At 67.9% G+C, this 16197-nt stretch carries 16 protein-coding genes; 10 read left to right on the top strand and 6 right to left on the bottom strand.

Annotation, left to right across the window (positions count from 1 at the left end; genetic code table 11):
• Positions 1-39 precede the first annotated feature (39 nt).
• The gene (locus L8H00_RS04650) at positions 40-414 is read right to left on the bottom strand and encodes a PRC-barrel domain-containing protein (RefSeq protein WP_242096072.1); all 375 of its coding nucleotides are present in this window, start codon (positions 412-414) and stop codon (positions 40-42) included.
• A gap of 111 nt (positions 415-525) precedes the next feature.
• Between L8H00_RS04650 and L8H00_RS04645 the strand changes: the two genes are divergently transcribed.
• Together L8H00_RS04645 and L8H00_RS04640 are read left to right on the top strand one after the other, a co-directional pair.
• Positions 526-1047, top strand: coding sequence for a hypothetical protein (locus L8H00_RS04645; RefSeq protein ID WP_242096071.1), 522 nt, complete (start codon positions 526-528; stop codon positions 1045-1047).
• A gap of 373 nt (positions 1048-1420) precedes the next feature.
• Complete coding sequence (locus L8H00_RS04640) at positions 1421-1810, top strand: helix-turn-helix transcriptional regulator (RefSeq protein ID WP_242096070.1); 390 nt, start codon at positions 1421-1423, stop codon at positions 1808-1810.
• Here L8H00_RS04640 and L8H00_RS04635 read toward each other — a convergent pair.
• A complete protein-coding gene (locus L8H00_RS04635) occupies positions 1710-3233 on the bottom strand; it encodes a fumarate hydratase (RefSeq protein WP_242096069.1) in 1524 nt (507 codons plus the stop codon). The two genes, L8H00_RS04640 and L8H00_RS04635, sit on opposite strands and share 101 nt — an antisense overlap.
• 97 nt (positions 3234-3330) lie before the next feature.
• Between L8H00_RS04635 and L8H00_RS04630 the strand changes: the two genes are divergently transcribed.
• Positions 3331-5979 (top strand): EAL domain-containing protein, encoded by a 2649-nt coding sequence (locus L8H00_RS04630; RefSeq protein ID WP_242096068.1) that lies wholly within the window; start codon positions 3331-3333, stop codon positions 5977-5979.
• Between the two features lie 40 nt (positions 5980-6019).
• On the opposite strand, the gene L8H00_RS04625 is transcribed toward L8H00_RS04630, so the two are convergent.
• A complete protein-coding gene (locus tag L8H00_RS04625) occupies positions 6020-7429 on the bottom strand; it encodes a sugar porter family MFS transporter (RefSeq protein ID WP_347340711.1) in 1410 nt (469 codons plus the stop codon).
• Positions 7430-7691: 262 nt separating this feature from the next.
• Here L8H00_RS04625 and L8H00_RS04620 point away from each other — a divergent pair, with 262 nt between their 5' ends.
• The 4 genes from L8H00_RS04620 to L8H00_RS04605 all read left to right on the top strand — a co-directional run bounded on the left by L8H00_RS04620 (position 7692) and on the right by L8H00_RS04605 (position 11486).
• On the top strand, positions 7692-8843 hold the full coding sequence (locus L8H00_RS04620) for a fumarylacetoacetate hydrolase family protein (RefSeq protein WP_242096067.1): 1152 nt from the start codon (positions 7692-7694) through the stop codon (positions 8841-8843).
• On the top strand, positions 8840-9628 hold the full coding sequence (locus L8H00_RS04615; protein WP_277924276.1) for an SDR family oxidoreductase: 789 nt from the start codon (positions 8840-8842) through the stop codon (positions 9626-9628). The genes L8H00_RS04620 and L8H00_RS04615 overlap by 4 nt, the downstream gene beginning before the upstream one ends.
• 84 nt (positions 9629-9712) lie before the next feature.
• Positions 9713-11083, top strand: coding sequence for an MFS transporter (locus L8H00_RS04610; protein ID WP_242096066.1), 1371 nt, complete (start codon positions 9713-9715; stop codon positions 11081-11083).
• 61 nt (positions 11084-11144) lie between these two features.
• On the top strand, positions 11145-11486 hold the full coding sequence (locus L8H00_RS04605; RefSeq protein ID WP_242096065.1) for a hypothetical protein: 342 nt from the start codon (positions 11145-11147) through the stop codon (positions 11484-11486).
• A gap of 21 nt (positions 11487-11507) precedes the next feature.
• On the opposite strand, the gene L8H00_RS04600 is transcribed toward L8H00_RS04605, so the two are convergent.
• From L8H00_RS04600 to L8H00_RS04590, 3 genes are all read right to left on the bottom strand, one after another.
• Positions 11508-12200 carry a cell wall hydrolase gene (locus L8H00_RS04600; RefSeq protein ID WP_242096064.1) on the bottom strand — a complete coding sequence of 231 codons (693 nt, stop codon included), beginning with the start codon at positions 12198-12200 and terminating at the stop codon, positions 11508-11510.
• 93 nt (positions 12201-12293) lie between these two features.
• Positions 12294-13091, bottom strand: coding sequence for a helix-turn-helix transcriptional regulator (locus tag L8H00_RS04595; RefSeq protein WP_242096063.1), 798 nt, complete (start codon positions 13089-13091; stop codon positions 12294-12296).
• The gene (locus tag L8H00_RS04590; protein ID WP_242096062.1) at positions 13088-13597 is read right to left on the bottom strand and encodes a hypothetical protein; all 510 of its coding nucleotides are present in this window, start codon (positions 13595-13597) and stop codon (positions 13088-13090) included. The genes L8H00_RS04595 and L8H00_RS04590 overlap by 4 nt, the downstream gene beginning before the upstream one ends.
• Here L8H00_RS04590 and L8H00_RS04585 point away from each other — a divergent pair.
• The 3 genes from L8H00_RS04585 to L8H00_RS04575 all read left to right on the top strand — a co-directional run bounded on the left by L8H00_RS04585 (position 13596) and on the right by L8H00_RS04575 (position 16189).
• The gene (locus L8H00_RS04585) at positions 13596-14216 is read left to right on the top strand and encodes a LysR substrate-binding domain-containing protein (RefSeq protein WP_242096274.1); all 621 of its coding nucleotides are present in this window, start codon (positions 13596-13598) and stop codon (positions 14214-14216) included. The genes L8H00_RS04590 and L8H00_RS04585 overlap by 2 nt on opposite strands.
• Positions 14217-14429: 213 nt before the next feature.
• Positions 14430-15854 carry a methyl-accepting chemotaxis protein gene (locus L8H00_RS04580; RefSeq protein ID WP_242096061.1) on the top strand — a complete coding sequence of 475 codons (1425 nt, stop codon included), beginning with the start codon at positions 14430-14432 and terminating at the stop codon, positions 15852-15854.
• Between the two features lie 65 nt (positions 15855-15919).
• On the top strand, positions 15920-16189 hold the full coding sequence (locus L8H00_RS04575) for an STAS domain-containing protein (protein ID WP_242096060.1): 270 nt from the start codon (positions 15920-15922) through the stop codon (positions 16187-16189).
• The last annotated feature ends 8 nt before the right edge of the window (positions 16190-16197 follow it).

The raw sequence follows: 16197 nt of genomic DNA, 5'->3' as shown, positions 1-16197 counted from the left end.
GCAGCCATGTGACGGTTTCGCGACTCTCTGCGACCAGCTCTATCCCGCGGCGAGCGACCCGCTGGTGACGCCGTAATAGCTGGCGACGCGATCGGCATAGGCCTGGTCGAAGGTGGGCGCGTTGTTCGCCCAGCTCGGGCCGCCCTCCAGTACGCGCTTGTCGATCGTCACGACATACACGTCGCGCACCGGATCATATTGCAGCAGCTCGAACGGAATCGGGTAGAAGCTCTTGCCCATGCCGAGAAACCCGCCGAGGCTCAGCACCGCGTGCGTCGTGCGGCCAGAAGCCTTGTGCACCATCACCGCGAACACCGAGCCCACATGGTCCCCGTCGCGGCCTTCGACCTTCAGCGTGCCGGCGATCGTCGCCTGGACGAGCAGGAGATTGGGGGTGACAGGCTCATGGGGCACGGGACTCTCCGGATCATCGATGTTCGTTGCGCCCAACCGGTGGCGGCCTGCGGCGGTTCCCGTGGGCATGGCGGTTGAGCACGCGCGGTCGCAGGCGCATAAGCCGCCGGGATGCGCGCCTTCATTCCCCTCGCCGCCCTGACCGCCCTCGCCGCCTGCGGAGCGCCCGCGCCCCGACCGGCGCCCGAGCCGGTCCGCCGCCCGCCGGTCGTGACGGCGGCACCCGCCCCCGTGCCGCTCGCGGCGGACTGGCGCGACTGGCCGGTGACGCCCGGCACCTGGAGCTACACGCGCGACGATCGCGGCAGCCTCGCGCTGTTCGGCACGCCGGGCGCCGACGCGCTGTTGACGTTGCGCTGCGACCTTCCCGCGCGCCAGATCTTCCTGTCGCGCGCCGGCGGATCGCCGGCTGCGCTCACGATCCGCACGAGCAGCGTCACGCGCGCGCTGCCGACGCGCCCGACCGGGGGCACGCCGCCCTATGTCGCGGTGGCGCTCGCCCCCCGCGATCCGCTGCTCGACGCGATGGGGTTCAGCCGCGGCCGCTTCGCGATCGAGCAGCCGGGCGCGCCGACGCTCGTGGTGCCCGCCTGGGCCGAGATCGAGCGCGTGACCGAGGATTGCCGCGGCTGACCGCCGCCCGTGCGCGGCATGCGCCGGACCGATCAAGACAAGGCTTGCATCGCGGCCGCGTCGCGCTCACATTGCGGACGCACCCAAGGCTGGGTGCTCTTATCAACAAGCGAAAGGAGGTGATCCGATGTCTCATGGTTCAGCAGTGAGTTCGGTTCGGTTCGTTCGGGGGACGCGCCGCTAGGTTCGCCGTCGGTGTGCGGGGGGTATCCTCCCCCAGTCAACGCGCATCGGCATAGACCTGCGGCTCGCATGGTCCTCCGGGCTGGAGCTTCCGGCCGCTGACCATGTCTGGAGGTTGTCGGGCTGCCGAGAGGCGTCCGGCAACCTCTTTTCATTTGCGCGTCCGGTGGCGCATCGCGCAGGCGCGGGAATGCCGATCAAATCGGATGCGATTGGATTTGCTCCGGTTTTCGCGTTGCGGTTGAACGCTGCCATGTTCAATCGCATCGGCACGCTTCGCAAGGCGCATGGGCTTTCCAGGCGCGACGTGGCGATCGCGGTGGGGGTCAATCCGCAGACCATCGGCTGCCTCGAACGCGGCGACTATGCGCCCAGCCTCGAACTGGGCATGGCCATCGCGCGCCTGCTGGCAAGGCCTGTCGAGGCGGTGTTTTCCGCCGACCCCTTTCCCGACGACGCCGCGCCCGATCCGGCCGCGCTCAGGCGTTCTGCAACAGGCCTTCGCGCGCGATCCGTTCGCGCCACACCAGCGGCGCCAGATGGTGGACCGACTGCCCCTCGCTATCCACCGCGACCGTGACGGGAAAGTCGCTCACCTCGAATTCGTAGATCGCCTCCATGCCCAGATCGGCGAAGCCCACCACCTTCGATCCCTTGATCGCGCGTGCCACCAGATAGGCCGCGCCGCCCACCGCCATCAGATAGGCCGATCGCGCGTCGCGGATCGCGTCGATCGCCGCCGGGCCGCGCTCCGCCTTGCCCACCATCGCGAGCAGGCCCTGATCGAGCATCATCCGCGTGAACTTGTCCATCCGCGTGGCGGTCGTGGGGCCGGCGGGGCCGACCACCTCCTCGCCGACCGGATCGACCGGGCCGACATAATAGATCACCCGGCCCGCGAACGCGACGGGCAGCGGTTCGCCCGCGTCCAGCATGTCGCGGATTCGCTTGTGCGCGGCATCGCGGCCGGTGAGCATCTTGCCCGACAGCAGCAGCCGGTCGCCATGTTTCCACGACTGCACCACCGCGGGCGTCAGCGTGTCGAGATCGACGCGGATCGCCGCCTGGTCGGGCGTCCAGTTCACCTCGGGCCATTCGGCGAGGCTTGGCGCTTCGAGATAGACCGGGCCCGAACCGTCGAGCACGAAATGCGCGTGGCGGGTGGCGGCGCAATTGGGGATCATCGCCACCGGCTTCGAGGCGGCATGGGTCGGCCAGTCGAGGATCTTCACGTCGAGGATGGTCGACAGGCCGCCCAGCCCCTGCGCGCCGATGCCCAGCGCGTTGACCTTGTCGTAGATCTCGATGCGCAGCGCCTCGATATCGTTGCGGGGCCCGCGCTGCTTCAATTGCGCCATGTCGATGGCGCCCATCAGCGATTGCTTGGCGAGCAGCATCGACTTCTCGGCGGTGCCGCCGATGCCGATGCCGAGCATGCCCGGCGGACACCAACCCGCGCCCATCTGCGGGATCATCTCCAGCACCCAGTCGACGATCGAGTCGCTCGGATTCATCATCTTGAACTTGGACTTGTTCTCCGATCCGCCGCCCTTGGCCGCGACATCGACGGACACGGTGTTGCCGGGCACCATCTCGACGTTCAGCACGCTCGGCGTATTGTCCTTGGTGTTACGCCGCGTGAACGCAGGGTCGGCGAGGATCGAGGCGCGCAGCTTGTTCTCGGGGTGGAGATAGGCACGGCGCACGCCCTCGTCGGCGACCGCCTGCAGCGAACGGTCGCCGCGTTCCAGCCGGCAATCCTGCCCCCATTTGATGAAGACCGTCACGATCCCGGTATCCTGGCAGATCGGGCGATGCCCCTCGGCGCACATCCGGCTGTTCGTGAGGATCTGCGCGATCGCGTCCTTGGCCGCGGGCGATTGTTCCGCCTCGTAAGCCACGCCCAGCGCGCGGATATAATCCATCGGGTGATAGTAGCTGATGAACTGGAGCGCGTCGGCGACGCTCTCGATCAGATCGGCTTCGCGGATGATCGTGGTCATGCGCATGCTCTAGATTCCAAACCCCATCACGGCAACGGCGGCGCGTTAATGGTGTTCGCTTAGCATTTTTGTAAGCTAGGTTTGGATAGATGACGCGATGCAGTTCATCGTGCCTTTCGACGAAACGCCGCCCTCCGGCCTGGCCGGCGTGCTGCGTGTTCTCGGCCTGGCGGAAAACGAGAATGATCCGGCGACCGGCACGCATCTTCACCGGTTGAACCAAGTCGATGCGGTGTGGCCGATCGCCATCGGTGCGCAGGCGCTGGCCGCCACCGCATTTCCGATCGCCGCCTGTCTCGCGCATGATGCCGGATCGACCGCGAGGATGGCGGTGAACGGCGCGGGGCTTCTCCTCATCGCCTGCGGCATTCTGGCCTTGCTCCGCCTACCCGTGCTTTGCGATCGCTCGACCTTCCTGCGCACGCGCGGCGTGGCGCTCGCCGCCGCGATGCTGGCGCTGGCGCAGTCCTGTCTGTTGTGGAGTTGCCTCACGCTGCCGGCCGGCCCGATACGGCTGAGCTGTTTCGTAGCGATGGTCGGCGCGATCGCGATCGGTGCGATCACGCTTCACCCGGTGCGCAGCGCGACGCTCGCGCTGGCGTCGGGGCTGGTCGCGGGCGTCGCGTTCCTGTCGGCGTCGCTGGTCACCATCGGCGTCGCGATCGGCTTTCTGGCCTGTCTCTGGGCGGCGATCCTGCGTCTCGCGCGGCTCGACCTGAAATCTTCGATCGACCAGTTGCGTGACGGCTATCGCAGCCAGCGCGCGGCCAAGATGGTGGCGGAATTCGAACAGCACGGCACCGGCTGGTTCTGGGAAGCCAATCGCGACGGCCGGCTCACCTATGTCTCGGCCAAGGTGGGTAGCGAATTGACCGCGGCGGGAATCGCGCCGCTCGGCCGCACGCTCACCGACATCTTCCGGATGGACAGCGACGCGCCCGGCACCGAGCGCACGCTCGCCTTTCACGTGTCGTCGCGCACGTCGTTTTCCGATTATTCCGTGTGCGCCGCGCCGGACACCAGCGGCGAGCGTTGGTGGTCGATCTCGGGCCGACCGGTGGTCGACGAGCTCGGCCGGTTCCAGGGCTTCATCGGATCGGGATCCGACCTGACCGAGCGCCGCCGATCGGAGGCCGAGATCACGCGGCTGGCGCTGTTCGACAGCCTCACCGGCCTGGCCAACCGCCAGCGCATGCGCCTGTCGCTCGACAAGACGCTCGCACCGAGCGCCGGCCCCTACCGCGCGACCGCGCTGTTCCTGATGGATCTCGACCGGTTCAAGGCGGTGAACGACACGCTCGGCCATCAGGCGGGCGACGCGCTGCTGAAGCAGGTGGCGCAGCGGCTCCAGCGCGGCGTCGGCGACAATGGCCTGGTCGGGCGGATCGGCGGGGACGAATTTCAGGTGCTGCTGCCCGGCATGGATTCGCGCGAGGCGCTGTCCGAACTCGCGCGCGATCTGATCGCGTCGCTGTCGCAGCCCTATTTCATCGCCGGCGCCTCGGTTGCGATCGGGTGCTCGATCGGCATCGCCATCACGCCGCAGCATGGCGAGGACGCCGAGACGCTGATCCGCAACGCCGACCTCGCGCTCTATGCCGCCAAGGGCGACGGGCGCGGCGTCCACCGTTTCTATTCGAACGACATGCTGGCCGGCGCCCAAAGCCGCAAGCAGCTCGAGGACGACATGCGCGCCGCGCTGACGAACGGCGCGTTCCACCTGGTCTATCAGCCCGTGGTGCGCACCGCCGACGAACGGATCGCGGGGTTCGAGGCGCTGATGCGCTGGGATCATCCGGTGCGTGGCCCGATCTCGCCCGCCGACTTCATCCCGGTGGCCGAGGAATGCGGACTGATCGAGGCGATGGGCGAATGGGCGCTCCGCACCGCCTGTATCGAGGCGGCGTCCTGGCCTCCCGGCGTCCGCGTGGCGGTGAACGTATCGCCGATCCAGTTCGCCAACCCCGCCCTGCCCGCGCTCGTCACCAGCGCGCTCGCGAGCGCGGGGCTCGATCCCGACCGGCTGGAACTCGAGATCACCGAAGGCGTGTTCCTCGACGAGACCGCCTCGTCGGAGCGGATGTTCAAGGCGCTGAAGGGTATCGGCGTGCGGCTCGCGCTCGACGATTTCGGGACCGGCTATTCGTCGTTCGGCTATCTCCGGACCGCGCCGTTCGACAAGATCAAGATCGACCAGTCCTTCGTCCGCGAAGCCGCGGTGGCCGGCAACCGCAACGCCGCGATCATCAAGGCGATCGTGACGCTCGCCGACACGCTGGGCATGGAGACGACTGCGGAAGGCGTCGAGGTGCAGGACGAGATCGACCTGTTGCGCGCGCTCGGCTGCACGAACATCCAGGGCTATGTCTATGGCCGCGGGATGCGCGCGGAGACGGTGCGCGAACAGCTCGGCATCGCCGAGGGCCGGGCCCAGGCGACCGGGCACAAGGTCAGCCGCGCGCCGCGCACCAAGATGCTGCGCTCCGCACGGATCGCGATCGACGACCAGGAAGGCGATGTGCGCATCCGCGACATCTCGAGCGGCGGCGCGATGATCGAGGGAATCGCGATCGAGGGCGATGCGGTGGGCCTCGCGGTGACCATCGAATTGCTCGAGAACCAGATGTTCCCCGCGCGCATCCGCTGGATCCGCAACGGCCGGGCCGGTCTCGCGTTCGACACGCCCTTCGCGCTCGAACGCTTGAACCCGGCCCAGACCTTGCGCACGGCCCGGCGAACCGGCTGATCCGCCGCCGCCCTATCGGCGGCGGCCCGGCGCCGCGGTATCAGCCGATCATGTCTTCCAGCTCGCGACCCCGCGTTTCGGTGACCATCGCCCGCACGAAGAAGAACGAGACCGCCGCGAAGAAGGCATAGCCGAAATAGGTGACGCTGAGCCCCGGCGACACCGCGAGCGACGGGAAGCTGACCGAGATGAGAGCGTTCGCGATCCACTGCGCGAACCCCGCCACCGCCAGCCCCGACCCGCGGATCTGGTTGGGGAACATTTCGCCCAGCATGACCCACATGATCGGGCCCCAGCTCGCGTTGAAGAAGATGACGTACAGATTGGCCGCGACCAGCGCGATCAGGCCGTTATGCCCCGGCAGCGACACCGCGCCGCCGGCGCCCGTCACCGCGGTGGAGAAGGCATAGGCGACGGTCGCCAGCGTCACCGCCATCCCAGCCGATCCGATCAGCAGGAGCGGCTTGCGGCCGATCCGGTCCACCGTGGCGATCGTGAACAGGCATGCCGCGATCGACAGCACGCCCGACAGGATGTTGGTCTGCAACGCATAATCCTCCGAGAAGCCCACCGCCTCCCACAAGGTCGCGCCGTAATAGAACACGACGTTGATGCCGACGAGCTGCTGGAACACCGCCAGACCGATCCCCGCCCACACGATCGGGCGGATGCGACCGGTCGCCTTGCTGATGAGATCCGACAATTTGGGCTTGTGGTGGTCGCCGGCCAGGCTGGCGCGGATCTCGCCCACCTTGCGGGCCGCGGTCGCGGGGCCGAACAGACGCGTCAGCACCGCCTCGGCTTCGGCGTCGCGGCCCTTCACAACCAGATAACGCGGGCTCTCGGGGATGCCGAGCAGCGCGAAGAAATAGATCGTGGCCGGGATCGCCTGCAGCCAGAACATCCAGCGCCAGGCCTTTTCGCCTAGCCAGAAATCGGCGGTCGAGCCGCCCGCATAGCGGGCGAGGAAGAAATTGGCGACGAACGCGCCGGTCAGCCCGGTGATGATCATCACCTGCTGCACGCTGGACAGGCGACCGCGGATCGCGGCCGGCGTCACTTCGGAGATATAGACCGGCGAGATCACGCTCGCCGCGCCGACACCGAGCCCACCGATGATACGGGCGAAGATGAAGACGCTGGAGGACGGCGCGGCGCCGGCGAGCAGCGCGCTGCCCACGAACAGCACGGCGGCCAGGATCATCACCGATCGCCGCCCGATCCGGTCGGCCAGCCGCCCGGCGCTGAACGCGCCGATCGACGATCCGACGAGAATGGCACCGACGTTCACGCCGATGCCGAAGCGCCCGAGATCGAACGCCGCCTCCAGACCCTTTTGCGTGCCGTTGATGACGCCCGAATCATATCCGAACATGAAGCCGCCGATCGTCGCCACCATGACGATCGTGGCGATGAAGCGGATGTTCACCGCCTCCTCGTCCGTCCTAATACCAGCCACCGCTATCCTCTCCCTCTTGCTCCGACGCTTCGCCGGTCGCCCAAGATTCGGCGCCGCCGTGATGCTCGTCACGATTGTGAGCGCTACCAGAGGCGGCGGCGGGATCGATGTCAAGCCTTTGCCCTGGCCGCCGGCCGCCGATGCGCCCATGTCGCGAGGATGCCGGCTGCATATGATCGGCGCAACCCCGGAGGCGCCGGGTTGACGCCCGCGTGCGACATCGTCCACGATAGCGCTAACAGGAAAGGATGCCATGCATTTGAGTTCGGATGCGGCCGTCTTCGACGTCGCCGCCAACCTGCCGGCGGATTGGCGCGAGGGTCGCTTTCTCGGCCGGATCGACTTCGGCGACGGCCCCTGCCCCGTGCTGATAGCGCAGGGCGTCGTATACGACATGAGCGCGGTGCAGCCGACCGTTTCGCTGCTGGTCGAAGCCGGCTCGCTGACCGCCGAGGGCGGACGCGCGATCGGGACGCTGGACACCGTCCTGGCCGATGGCGCCGCGCGGATGCTCACCCCGATCGATCTGCAATGCGTCAAGGCGTGCGGCGTCACCTTCGCGACGTCCGCCGTGGAGCGCGTGCTCGAGGAACGCGCGCGCGGCGATGCCGCCGCCGCGCAGGATTTCCGCACGCGGCTGGAGGGCCGGATCGGCGGGTCGATCCGCAGCGTGGTGCCCGGCTCGCGCGAAGCCGCGGACCTGAAAGCGGCGCTGATCGACGAAGGCGTGTGGTCGCAATATCTAGAGGTCGCGATCGGGCCGGACGCCGAGGTGTTCACCAAGGCGCCGGTGCTGTCGACCATGGGCTGGGGTGCCGACATTGGCGTCCGTTCCGATTCGACCTGGAACAATCCCGAGCCCGAAGTGGTGCTGCTCGTCGCGCCGGACGGCGAAGCGGTGGGTGCGACGCTCGGCAACGACGTGAACCTGCGCGATTTCGAGGGCCGCTCGGCCTTGCTGCTCGGCAAGGCCAAGGACAACAACGCGTCCTGCTCGCTCGGCCCGCTCGTCCGCCTGTTCGACGACGGCTTCACGATCGACGACGTGCGCGCCGCCGAACTGTCGTTGACGATCGTCGGCACCGATGACTATCGTCTCGAGGGGACCAGCTCGATGCGCGAGATCAGCCGCGATCCGCTCGATCTGGTCCGCCAGACGCTCAGCGAACACCAATACCCCGACGGCTTCGCGCTGTTCCTCGGCACGCTGTTCGCCCCGACGCAGGATCGCGACGAGCCGGGCCGCGGCTTCACGCACAAGGTGGGCGACGTGGTGACGATCGCCAGCGATCGGCTGGGCGTGCTCGTCAACCGCGTCGTGACCTCGCGCGATGCGCCGCCCTGGACGGAGGGTATCGGCGCGACGCTCAAGGGCCTGGTCGCGCGCGGGCTGGTGCGGTCATGAGCGCGCAGCCGACGATCGATGCCGCCATGCGCGCGAGCTATCCCAGCCTCCGGAACAAGCGCGTCGTCGTCACCGGCGGCGGATCGGGGATCGGCGCGGGTCTGGTCGAGGGCTTCGTCGCGCAAGGCGCGCAGGTGGTCTTCGTCGACCGGGAGCGCGATGCGTCGCAGGCGCTCGTCGCGCACCTGTCGCCCGGCGCCGCGCACCCGCCCCTGTTCCGCCCGCTCGACCTGACCGATCTCGACGCGGTGGCCGTCACCATGCGCGCGATCGAGGACGAACTGGGCGGCGTCGACGTGCTGGTCAACAACGCCGGCAACGACGACCGGCACACGGTCGAGGCGGTGACGCCGGCCTATTGGGACGAACGGATCGCGGTGAACCTGCGCCACCTGTTCTTCTGCGCGCAAAGCGTCGTGCCGGGGATGAAGGCGCGCGGCACGGGCGTGATCCTGAATTTCGGATCGATCAGCTGGCATCTCGGGCTCGAAGACCTCGTGATCTACCAGACCGCCAAGGCTGCGATCGAGGGCATGACCCGTGCCCTCGCCCGCGATCTCGGGCCGGCCGGCATCCGCGTGAACACCGTCGTGCCGGGCAACGTCCAGACGCCCCGGCAGGAACTGTGGTACACACCCGAGGGCGAGGCCGAGATCGTCGGCGCGCAATGCCTGAAGGCGCGCGTGCAGCCCGCCGACATCGCGGCCATGGTGCTGTTCCTCGCATCCGACGATGCGCGGCTGTGCACCGGACACAATTATTGGGTGGATGCCGGCTGGCGCTGAGACCGGCGGATCGAGGGGGCGGGCACGCGGCGTGCGATCGGATCGCGTCTTCCGCTTTGCCTGCCGCCGTGTCAGCGTCATCGGGTGAATAGCCCCACCGAATCCCTCCCCCCGCTCGCCGACGGACTGCCGGTGCCGCGCCGTTACTGGGCGATGGCGTCGATCTGGCTCGCCATGGTGATGGCGGTGCTCGACACCTCCATCGCCAATGTGGCCCTGCCCACGATCGCGCATGATCTCGGCGCGTCCCCCGCCTCGTCGATCTGGGTGGTCAACGCCTATCAGATCGCGATCGTCATGCTGTTGCTGCCGGTCGCCTCGCTCGGGGAAATATTGGGCTATCGCCGGGTTTATTCGGTCGGGCTGGTCCTGTTCGTCGCGGCATCGATCGCCTGCACGTTCGCCGGCAGCCTCACCTGGCTGGCCGCCGCACGGTTTGCGCAAGGCTTCGGCGCGGCGGCGATCATGGGGATCAACGGCGCGCTGGTGCGGTTCACCTATCCCAAGGCGCGGCTCGGCCGCGGGATCGGCCTCAACGCGCTGGTCGTCGCGATCTCGGCGGCGGCGGGGCCGTCGATCGCCGCGATCGTGCTGGCGCTCGGATCGTGGCGCTGGCTGTTCGCGATCAACGTGCCGTTCGGCCTCGCCTCGCTCGCGATCGGGCTGGCCGCGCTGCCGACGCCGCCGCGCCAGCACCGTCGCTTCGACTGGCAGTCCGCGCTGCTCGCGGCGATCACCTTCGCCGCACTCTTCGCGTTCGCCGCCAGCGTCGCACACGAGGCGTTTTCGGTGAAAAGCGGGCTGGCGCTGGCCATCGGGATCGGCGCGGGCATCCCGCTGCTGCGGATCGCGCGGTCGCAGCGCGATCCGCTGATCCCGCTGGACCTGATCCGCACGCCGCTGCTGGGCCTGTCCTATGCAGCATCGATCCTCGCTTTCGCCGCGCAGATGATCGGGTTGGTATCGCTGCCCTTCTATCTCCAGTCGCGCTGGGGCTATGACCATGCGCAGGCGGGCTTCGCCATCACCGCACTGCCGCTCGGCATCGCGGTGGCGGCGCCGGTCGCAGGGCGGCTCGTCGAGCACGTGCCGGCGGGCCTGCTCGGCGGCATCGGCCTCGTCGTGCTCGCCTGCGCATTCGGTGGGATCGCCGCGATGCCGGCGTCCGCGGGCACGGCGGCGCTCGTCTTGGCGATCGGGCTGTGCGGGATCGGCTTCGGCCTGTTCCAATCGCCCAACAACCGCACGATGATGGGATCGGCGCCCGCCGAACGGAGCGGTGCCGCCGCCGGGATGCTGGCGACCGCGCGCTTGTGCGGGCAGACGCTCGGCGCGGTGGCGGTGGCGTTCGTGTTCCGCGTGGCCGGCCCCGCGACCGCGATCCCGTTCGCCGTCGCGGCGGCTTTGGGCCTCGTCGCGGCGGCCGCCAGCGCGGGCCGGCTGAAGGCGACGTGACGGCGGGACATTCCGCCGCACCCGCGCGTTCCCGTTGGGTGGATAAAAGCCGGAGCCGCCCATGACCGACCATCGACCCGATACCGATGCCGACCGCCTGCTGCACGGCAACGGCGATGGAACCGTGGGCCATCATTCGGGCGAAGAGGATGATCGCCAGACCCATGAGACACCGCGCTATGTCGAGGTGGGCGTCAGTCGTGCCAACCGCCAGGCCGATCCCGCGACCCCGAACGCCCTGCCGGGCGAGGACATCCCGAGCGATGCCGGCCGGCGCGCCTATGTCGACGAGAAGACCGGCGAGGTTCGTGGCAGCGGCGCAGGGGCCGGCGGCGGCACCGGCACGGAGGATTACGATCACGATTCCAGCGGCGGCGGCAACGACGATCCGGCTGCGCAATAGAGCAAACGTCATCGCCGGCGGTCAATCGGTCGAGGCGCGCCGCCGCACGTAGAAGAGATGCGTGCGTACCCGTGCGACCTTGACGAGCGACCCGCGCCAATAGGGTACCATCCAGTCGGCGTGATAGTTGGTGGCGCGGCCGACATCGGCGAAGACATAGCCCGCCAAAGCCCGTTTCGCCGCACGCCGGGCGGCGGCCCAGCCATTATGCTCCGGCCGGCGCACCAGCGATCCGTCGCAAGTGAACGAGAATTGGCAGCCGGTGGTGCGGTCCGCCCCCTGATAGACGACGCCGCAGACCGTCTTGGGAAAGCCCGCGGTGCGCGCGCGGTTCAACACGACCTGGATGATCGCGCGTTGCTCGCGCGGATCGGCGCCCGCCTCGTAGATCGCCGCGGTCGCGAGGCAATCCACCGCTTGCGCGCGCTCGGCCGGCCCCCCGTGAAACGCAAAGGGCCGCGCCTGGACGCGCCGCGCCGCCTGGATCGGCACCGCGGCATTGGAGCGGCGCGCCTCGGCCATCGTCAGCGGCGGCGCGGTCACGGGCGACGGCGCAGGGCGAGACCACCAGCGCGACGGATCGATCGACCCCGCTACCGCCGCGATGACGAGGACGATGCCGATCAGCAGCAGCCAATGTTCGGCCGACCGATCGTGCGGGCGCCGACGGCGGCGGCGTCCCTGGTTCGAGACGGATCGGAGTCGGCGCGCCATGCCGATCGGCCTTAGCGGCAGCGACGACCGATCGGCAACGCGGCGCGGGCCGCGATCCCGCACCGCCGTGACGATCCCGTTCGGGCCGGGCGGTCAGTCCGGCTGCGCCGCGCTTCGATAAGTCGAGGGCGACACGCCATGGCGTGCCTTGAAGACTCGGCAGAAGTGATTGTGATTCCGGTAGCCGCAAGCCCATGCGATCGTCTCGATCCGTCGCTTCGGATGAAGGGGATCGGTCAACATCGCCTGGGCGGCCTTCATCCGCTCCGCCGTGATGAAGGCGGTGGGGGTGATATATTCGGCGGAGAAGATCGCGGCGACGCGGCGCGTGGACAGGCCGAGTCGATCGGCGATCATCTGCACGCCGAGATCGGGATTGGACAGGTCGGTCCGGACGATCGCCTTGGCCCGGCCGAGCAGGCCCATCGCATAGCGGCTCGGCGGCGCATCGCCCGTTCCCTGTGCCAGCGTCACGACGGTTTGCGTCAGAAGATCCATCGCCTGATACTCGCTTGCGCGCTGCCCGGAGGCGCGGAAATCGTGGATGGAAAGCCACGTGTTGCGGATCGCGCTCGCCATGGCGGACCGGCCGTCCAACGGGCGCCACAGAGCCATTGTGGTTCGAACGACCTTTTGCTCGAGGCTCCGGTCGCCGAAATCGAGCATGCGCGCCGACCAGTCGTCGACGCTTGCGGAACACCGGAACGGTTCTCGCCGGTCGACCAGCATCAGATCGCCGGCCATCATTTCCGAGCGATCCGCGTCACGCGTGATCGCAAGCGCGCTGTCCGCCCAGACAAGAGCCAGCGAATCGCTCGGCCGTATTTCGGGCATTCCGCAATGCAGGACGCTAAGCGCCCAGCTCGGCCCGGCCGACATGGGCACGGTCATGAGACGAACGCTTCGATCGTCACCCCGATCATCGCGATCGAAACTTCGGGAAAACAGTGCGTTGTATGATGGCTCACAAGCAATATCATGGCCTCAGGCTGTCCGACTCCGGTCATATACGTGGATATCGTATCCGATTTGGATTGATCGTCGGAAGTTGATAAATCATACAAATGGCATTCAGCGGGTGGATGGATGGGCAAGGGTCTTCGCGCGATCGATCTGAACCTGGTGCCTGTTTTGCGGGCGTTGTTGCAGGAACGCAGCGTGACGCGTGCGGCAAGCCGGGTCGGGCTTTCGCAACCCGCCGCTAGCAACGCCTTGGCCCGATTGCGGACGATGTTCAGCGATCCGTTGCTCATCAAGGATGGGCGGGCGATGGTGCGAACGCCTTTCGCCGAGCGATTGCTGCCGCTCCTGGAACTGGCGTGCGACGATCTCGAACAGGCGCTACTCGCCAAGGCCTGGTCGCCCGAGCGGACGAGCCGCCGGTTCGTGGTCGTCATGGCGGATCATCTTGCGCTGAAGGTCGTCGCCCCCCTGCGCACGGCGCTGGCACGGGATGCACCGAACATCACCGTTCGGTTCGGCGCGATGGGGGCCAAATTGCACGAGGAGTTGCGACAGGGCCGGATCGACATCGCCTATGTCAGCTACTCGCCGGCGCTGGACGACATCATCGAGGTCGAACGCGTGTCGAGAAGCAAGCTGGTTGCCGTCGTCGGCCCCGACCACCCGTTCGCCGCACGACCGCCCCGCTCGCGGGCGGAGTTCCTGGCTGCCCCCCGCTTCGGCATGCGCATACCGCGCGCGCTGGTGGGCGAGGAACAGGAGACCCTGGTGACGCTCTTGGGATCGTCCAACATGGCGATGGAAGCCGGCGTAGCGCAGTTTTCGGTGCTCCCCGGGCTCGCGCTCGCCACCGGATGCCTGACCGTCACGCCCCTGGCGATCGCGTCGGTCGCCGTCGACACGCTAGGCATGCGCATCGTGGAGATTCCGGAAACAGAGGAATATTTCGAACTCTGCGCATTCTGGAACTCGCGCTATCGCCTCGATCCCGGCCACCAATGGTTTCGCAAGCTCATGACCGGCCTGGTGAGGGATGCTTTCGACCCGGTATAGCGCCCGTAATCGGGCGGTTAACGCGGCCGCTCAAGGTCCTCCACCGGTGCTATCATGCGAGATTAACCCAAAACGGAACAAAATCTATCCCATTTCGGAATTATTTTACTAGCTTACCCCGTCATTAACTTTCTCCGCCGATGAAGAACCCACGCAGCATGGCAGCATCGATGAAAAGGCTGCCGGGCTTTCTGGTTTGAGGAGGGACGGAGCATGTTGAGCTGGTTCAAGAACGACGCGCCTATTCGCGTTAAATTCAGGGTGTTGTTCGCGATCTACACCATCGCCGCGTTCAGCGGGATGGCAACCACCTACTTCGCCGCACTGGCGCCGCCAAGCGAACTCTACCGCTATATGGCTCTCAGCGGTGTCGTGGCCGTGCTCACCATGGCGACCGCACTGTTCAGCGGCAAGGCCATTTCCGACCCGTATGTCGCCACGGTCGTTCGTACCGAGGCGCTCGCGGCGGGCGATCTCAGCAGCGCGATCCTGTTCACCGAGCACCGCGATTGCATCGGCCGGCTGACCAAGGCTCTTTCGGTCTTCCGCGACCACGCGCAGACCGTCTCCGAGGCACGTACCGCGCAGGAGGTGATCGTGTCCGCACTCGGCGCCGGGCTGGAACGCCTCGCGGACGGCGATCTCAGCGGGCACATCACCGAGACGTTCCCGGCCGAATACGAACAGCTTCGCCACAATTACAACCATGCGGTCGATGCGCTGAGCGACGCGCTCGTTGCGGTGACCCGCTCCACGAGCGGCATCCGCACCGCGTCGTCCGAGATCAGCGCGGCGTCCGACGATCTGTCGCACCGCACCGAACAGCAGGCGGCGAGCCTCGAGGAAACCGCGGCGTCGATGGACGAGATCACCTCGACCGTGCGCGAAACCGCGCAGGGTGCCGCGCGGGTCAACACCGTGGTGGGCGAAGCCAAGGGCGACGCCGAGGCCAGCGGCCGCGTCGTGCGCGAAGCGGTGACGGCGATGGGCGGGATCGAACGATCCAGCCAGGAAATTTCGGAGATCATCAGCGTGATCGACGGCATCGCCTTCCAGACCAACCTGCTCGCGCTGAACGCCGGTGTCGAGGCGGCACGGGCTGGCGATGCGGGCAAGGGCTTTGCCGTCGTCGCTTCGGAAGTGCGGGCGCTCGCCCAGCGGTCCGCGGATGCGGCCAAGGACGTGAAGACCAAGATCCTCGCCAGCTCCGAGCAGGTCGACAACGGCGTGGAACTCGTCGGCGAGACCGGCAAGTCGCTCGAGCGGATCGTGGCACGGATCAACGAGATCAGCACGCTCGTCGCGACGATCGCGTCCTCGGCCGAACAACAGGCATCGGGGTTGCAGCAGGTCAATATCGCCGTCGGCGAGATGGACAATGTCACCCAGCAGAACGCTGCGATGGTGGAGGAATCGACCGCCGCGGCGCGCAGCCTGGCCAGCGATGCCGACGAACTCGCCCGCCATGTCGCCCGCTTCCGCCTGGCTGCGGACGAACGTCCGGTCGAGGCATCGCAGCCCGTCGCAGCCCCGCGCCGCGTCGCCGCACCGGTGCGGATCGTCGCCAAACGCCCCGCCACCCGCGGTGCGCTGGCGCTGGCCATCGAGCCGGACGATTCCGACTGGTCGAAATTCTGACCGTCGCCTTGGCCGCGCCCTTGGTGGCGCGGCCCACCCGATCCCAAAATTCGAAAGACCAACCGATGATCCGCATCGTGCTACCGGCCATTGTCGACCTGGCCGCAGCGGTGGCGCTGGCCGATAAGCTTCTCACCGCGACCGCCGCCGCCACGCTCGATGCGGCGGGCGTGGAACGCATCGGGGTCGCCGGCCTGCAGCTCCTGCTGTGCGCCCGCACGACCGCGGACGTCGCCGGCGTGCCCTTCGTCATCGAGCGTCCGAGCGAGGCGCTGCTCGATGCCATGCGCCTCATCGGCACCGAGCAGTTGCTCGTTCCCGCCTCCGCTCGCTGAAGGATCGG

It is taken from the genome of Sphingomonas sp. CROZ-RG-20F-R02-07 (assembly GCF_022662335.1).
Lineage (GTDB): Bacteria > Pseudomonadota > Alphaproteobacteria > Sphingomonadales > Sphingomonadaceae > Sphingomonas.
Note: the sequence above shows the minus strand (reverse complement) of the source record. Positions and strands in the feature narration are given on the sequence as shown.

Excerpts from the sequence above, each read along its gene's own strand:
- L8H00_RS04645 (WP_242096071.1), top strand. The coding sequence starts at position 526 with ATGCGCGCCTTCATTCCCCTCGCCGCCCTGACCGCCCTCGCCGCCTGC.
- L8H00_RS04640 (WP_242096070.1), top strand. The coding sequence starts at position 1,421 with ATGCCGATCAAATCGGATGCGATTGGATTTGCTCCGGTTTTCGCGTTG.
- L8H00_RS04635 (WP_242096069.1), bottom strand. The coding sequence starts at position 3,233 with ATGACCACGATCATCCGCGAAGCCGATCTGATCGAGAGCGTCGCCGAC.
- L8H00_RS04630 (WP_242096068.1), top strand. The coding sequence starts at position 3,331 with ATGCAGTTCATCGTGCCTTTCGACGAAACGCCGCCCTCCGGCCTGGCC.
- L8H00_RS04620 (WP_242096067.1), top strand. The coding sequence starts at position 7,692 with ATGCATTTGAGTTCGGATGCGGCCGTCTTCGACGTCGCCGCCAACCTG.
- L8H00_RS04615 (WP_277924276.1), top strand. The coding sequence starts at position 8,840 with ATGAGCGCGCAGCCGACGATCGATGCCGCCATGCGCGCGAGCTATCCC.
- L8H00_RS04605 (WP_242096065.1), top strand. The coding sequence starts at position 11,145 with ATGACCGACCATCGACCCGATACCGATGCCGACCGCCTGCTGCACGGC.
- L8H00_RS04600 (WP_242096064.1), bottom strand. The coding sequence starts at position 12,200 with ATGGCGCGCCGACTCCGATCCGTCTCGAACCAGGGACGCCGCCGCCGT.
- L8H00_RS04595 (WP_242096063.1), bottom strand. The coding sequence starts at position 13,091 with ATGACCGTGCCCATGTCGGCCGGGCCGAGCTGGGCGCTTAGCGTCCTG.
- L8H00_RS04585 (WP_242096274.1), top strand. The coding sequence starts at position 13,596 with ATGGCGGATCATCTTGCGCTGAAGGTCGTCGCCCCCCTGCGCACGGCG.
- L8H00_RS04590 (WP_242096062.1), bottom strand. The coding sequence starts at position 13,597 with ATGACGACCACGAACCGGCGGCTCGTCCGCTCGGGCGACCAGGCCTTG.
- L8H00_RS04580 (WP_242096061.1), top strand. The coding sequence starts at position 14,430 with ATGTTGAGCTGGTTCAAGAACGACGCGCCTATTCGCGTTAAATTCAGG.
- L8H00_RS04575 (WP_242096060.1), top strand. The coding sequence starts at position 15,920 with ATGATCCGCATCGTGCTACCGGCCATTGTCGACCTGGCCGCAGCGGTG.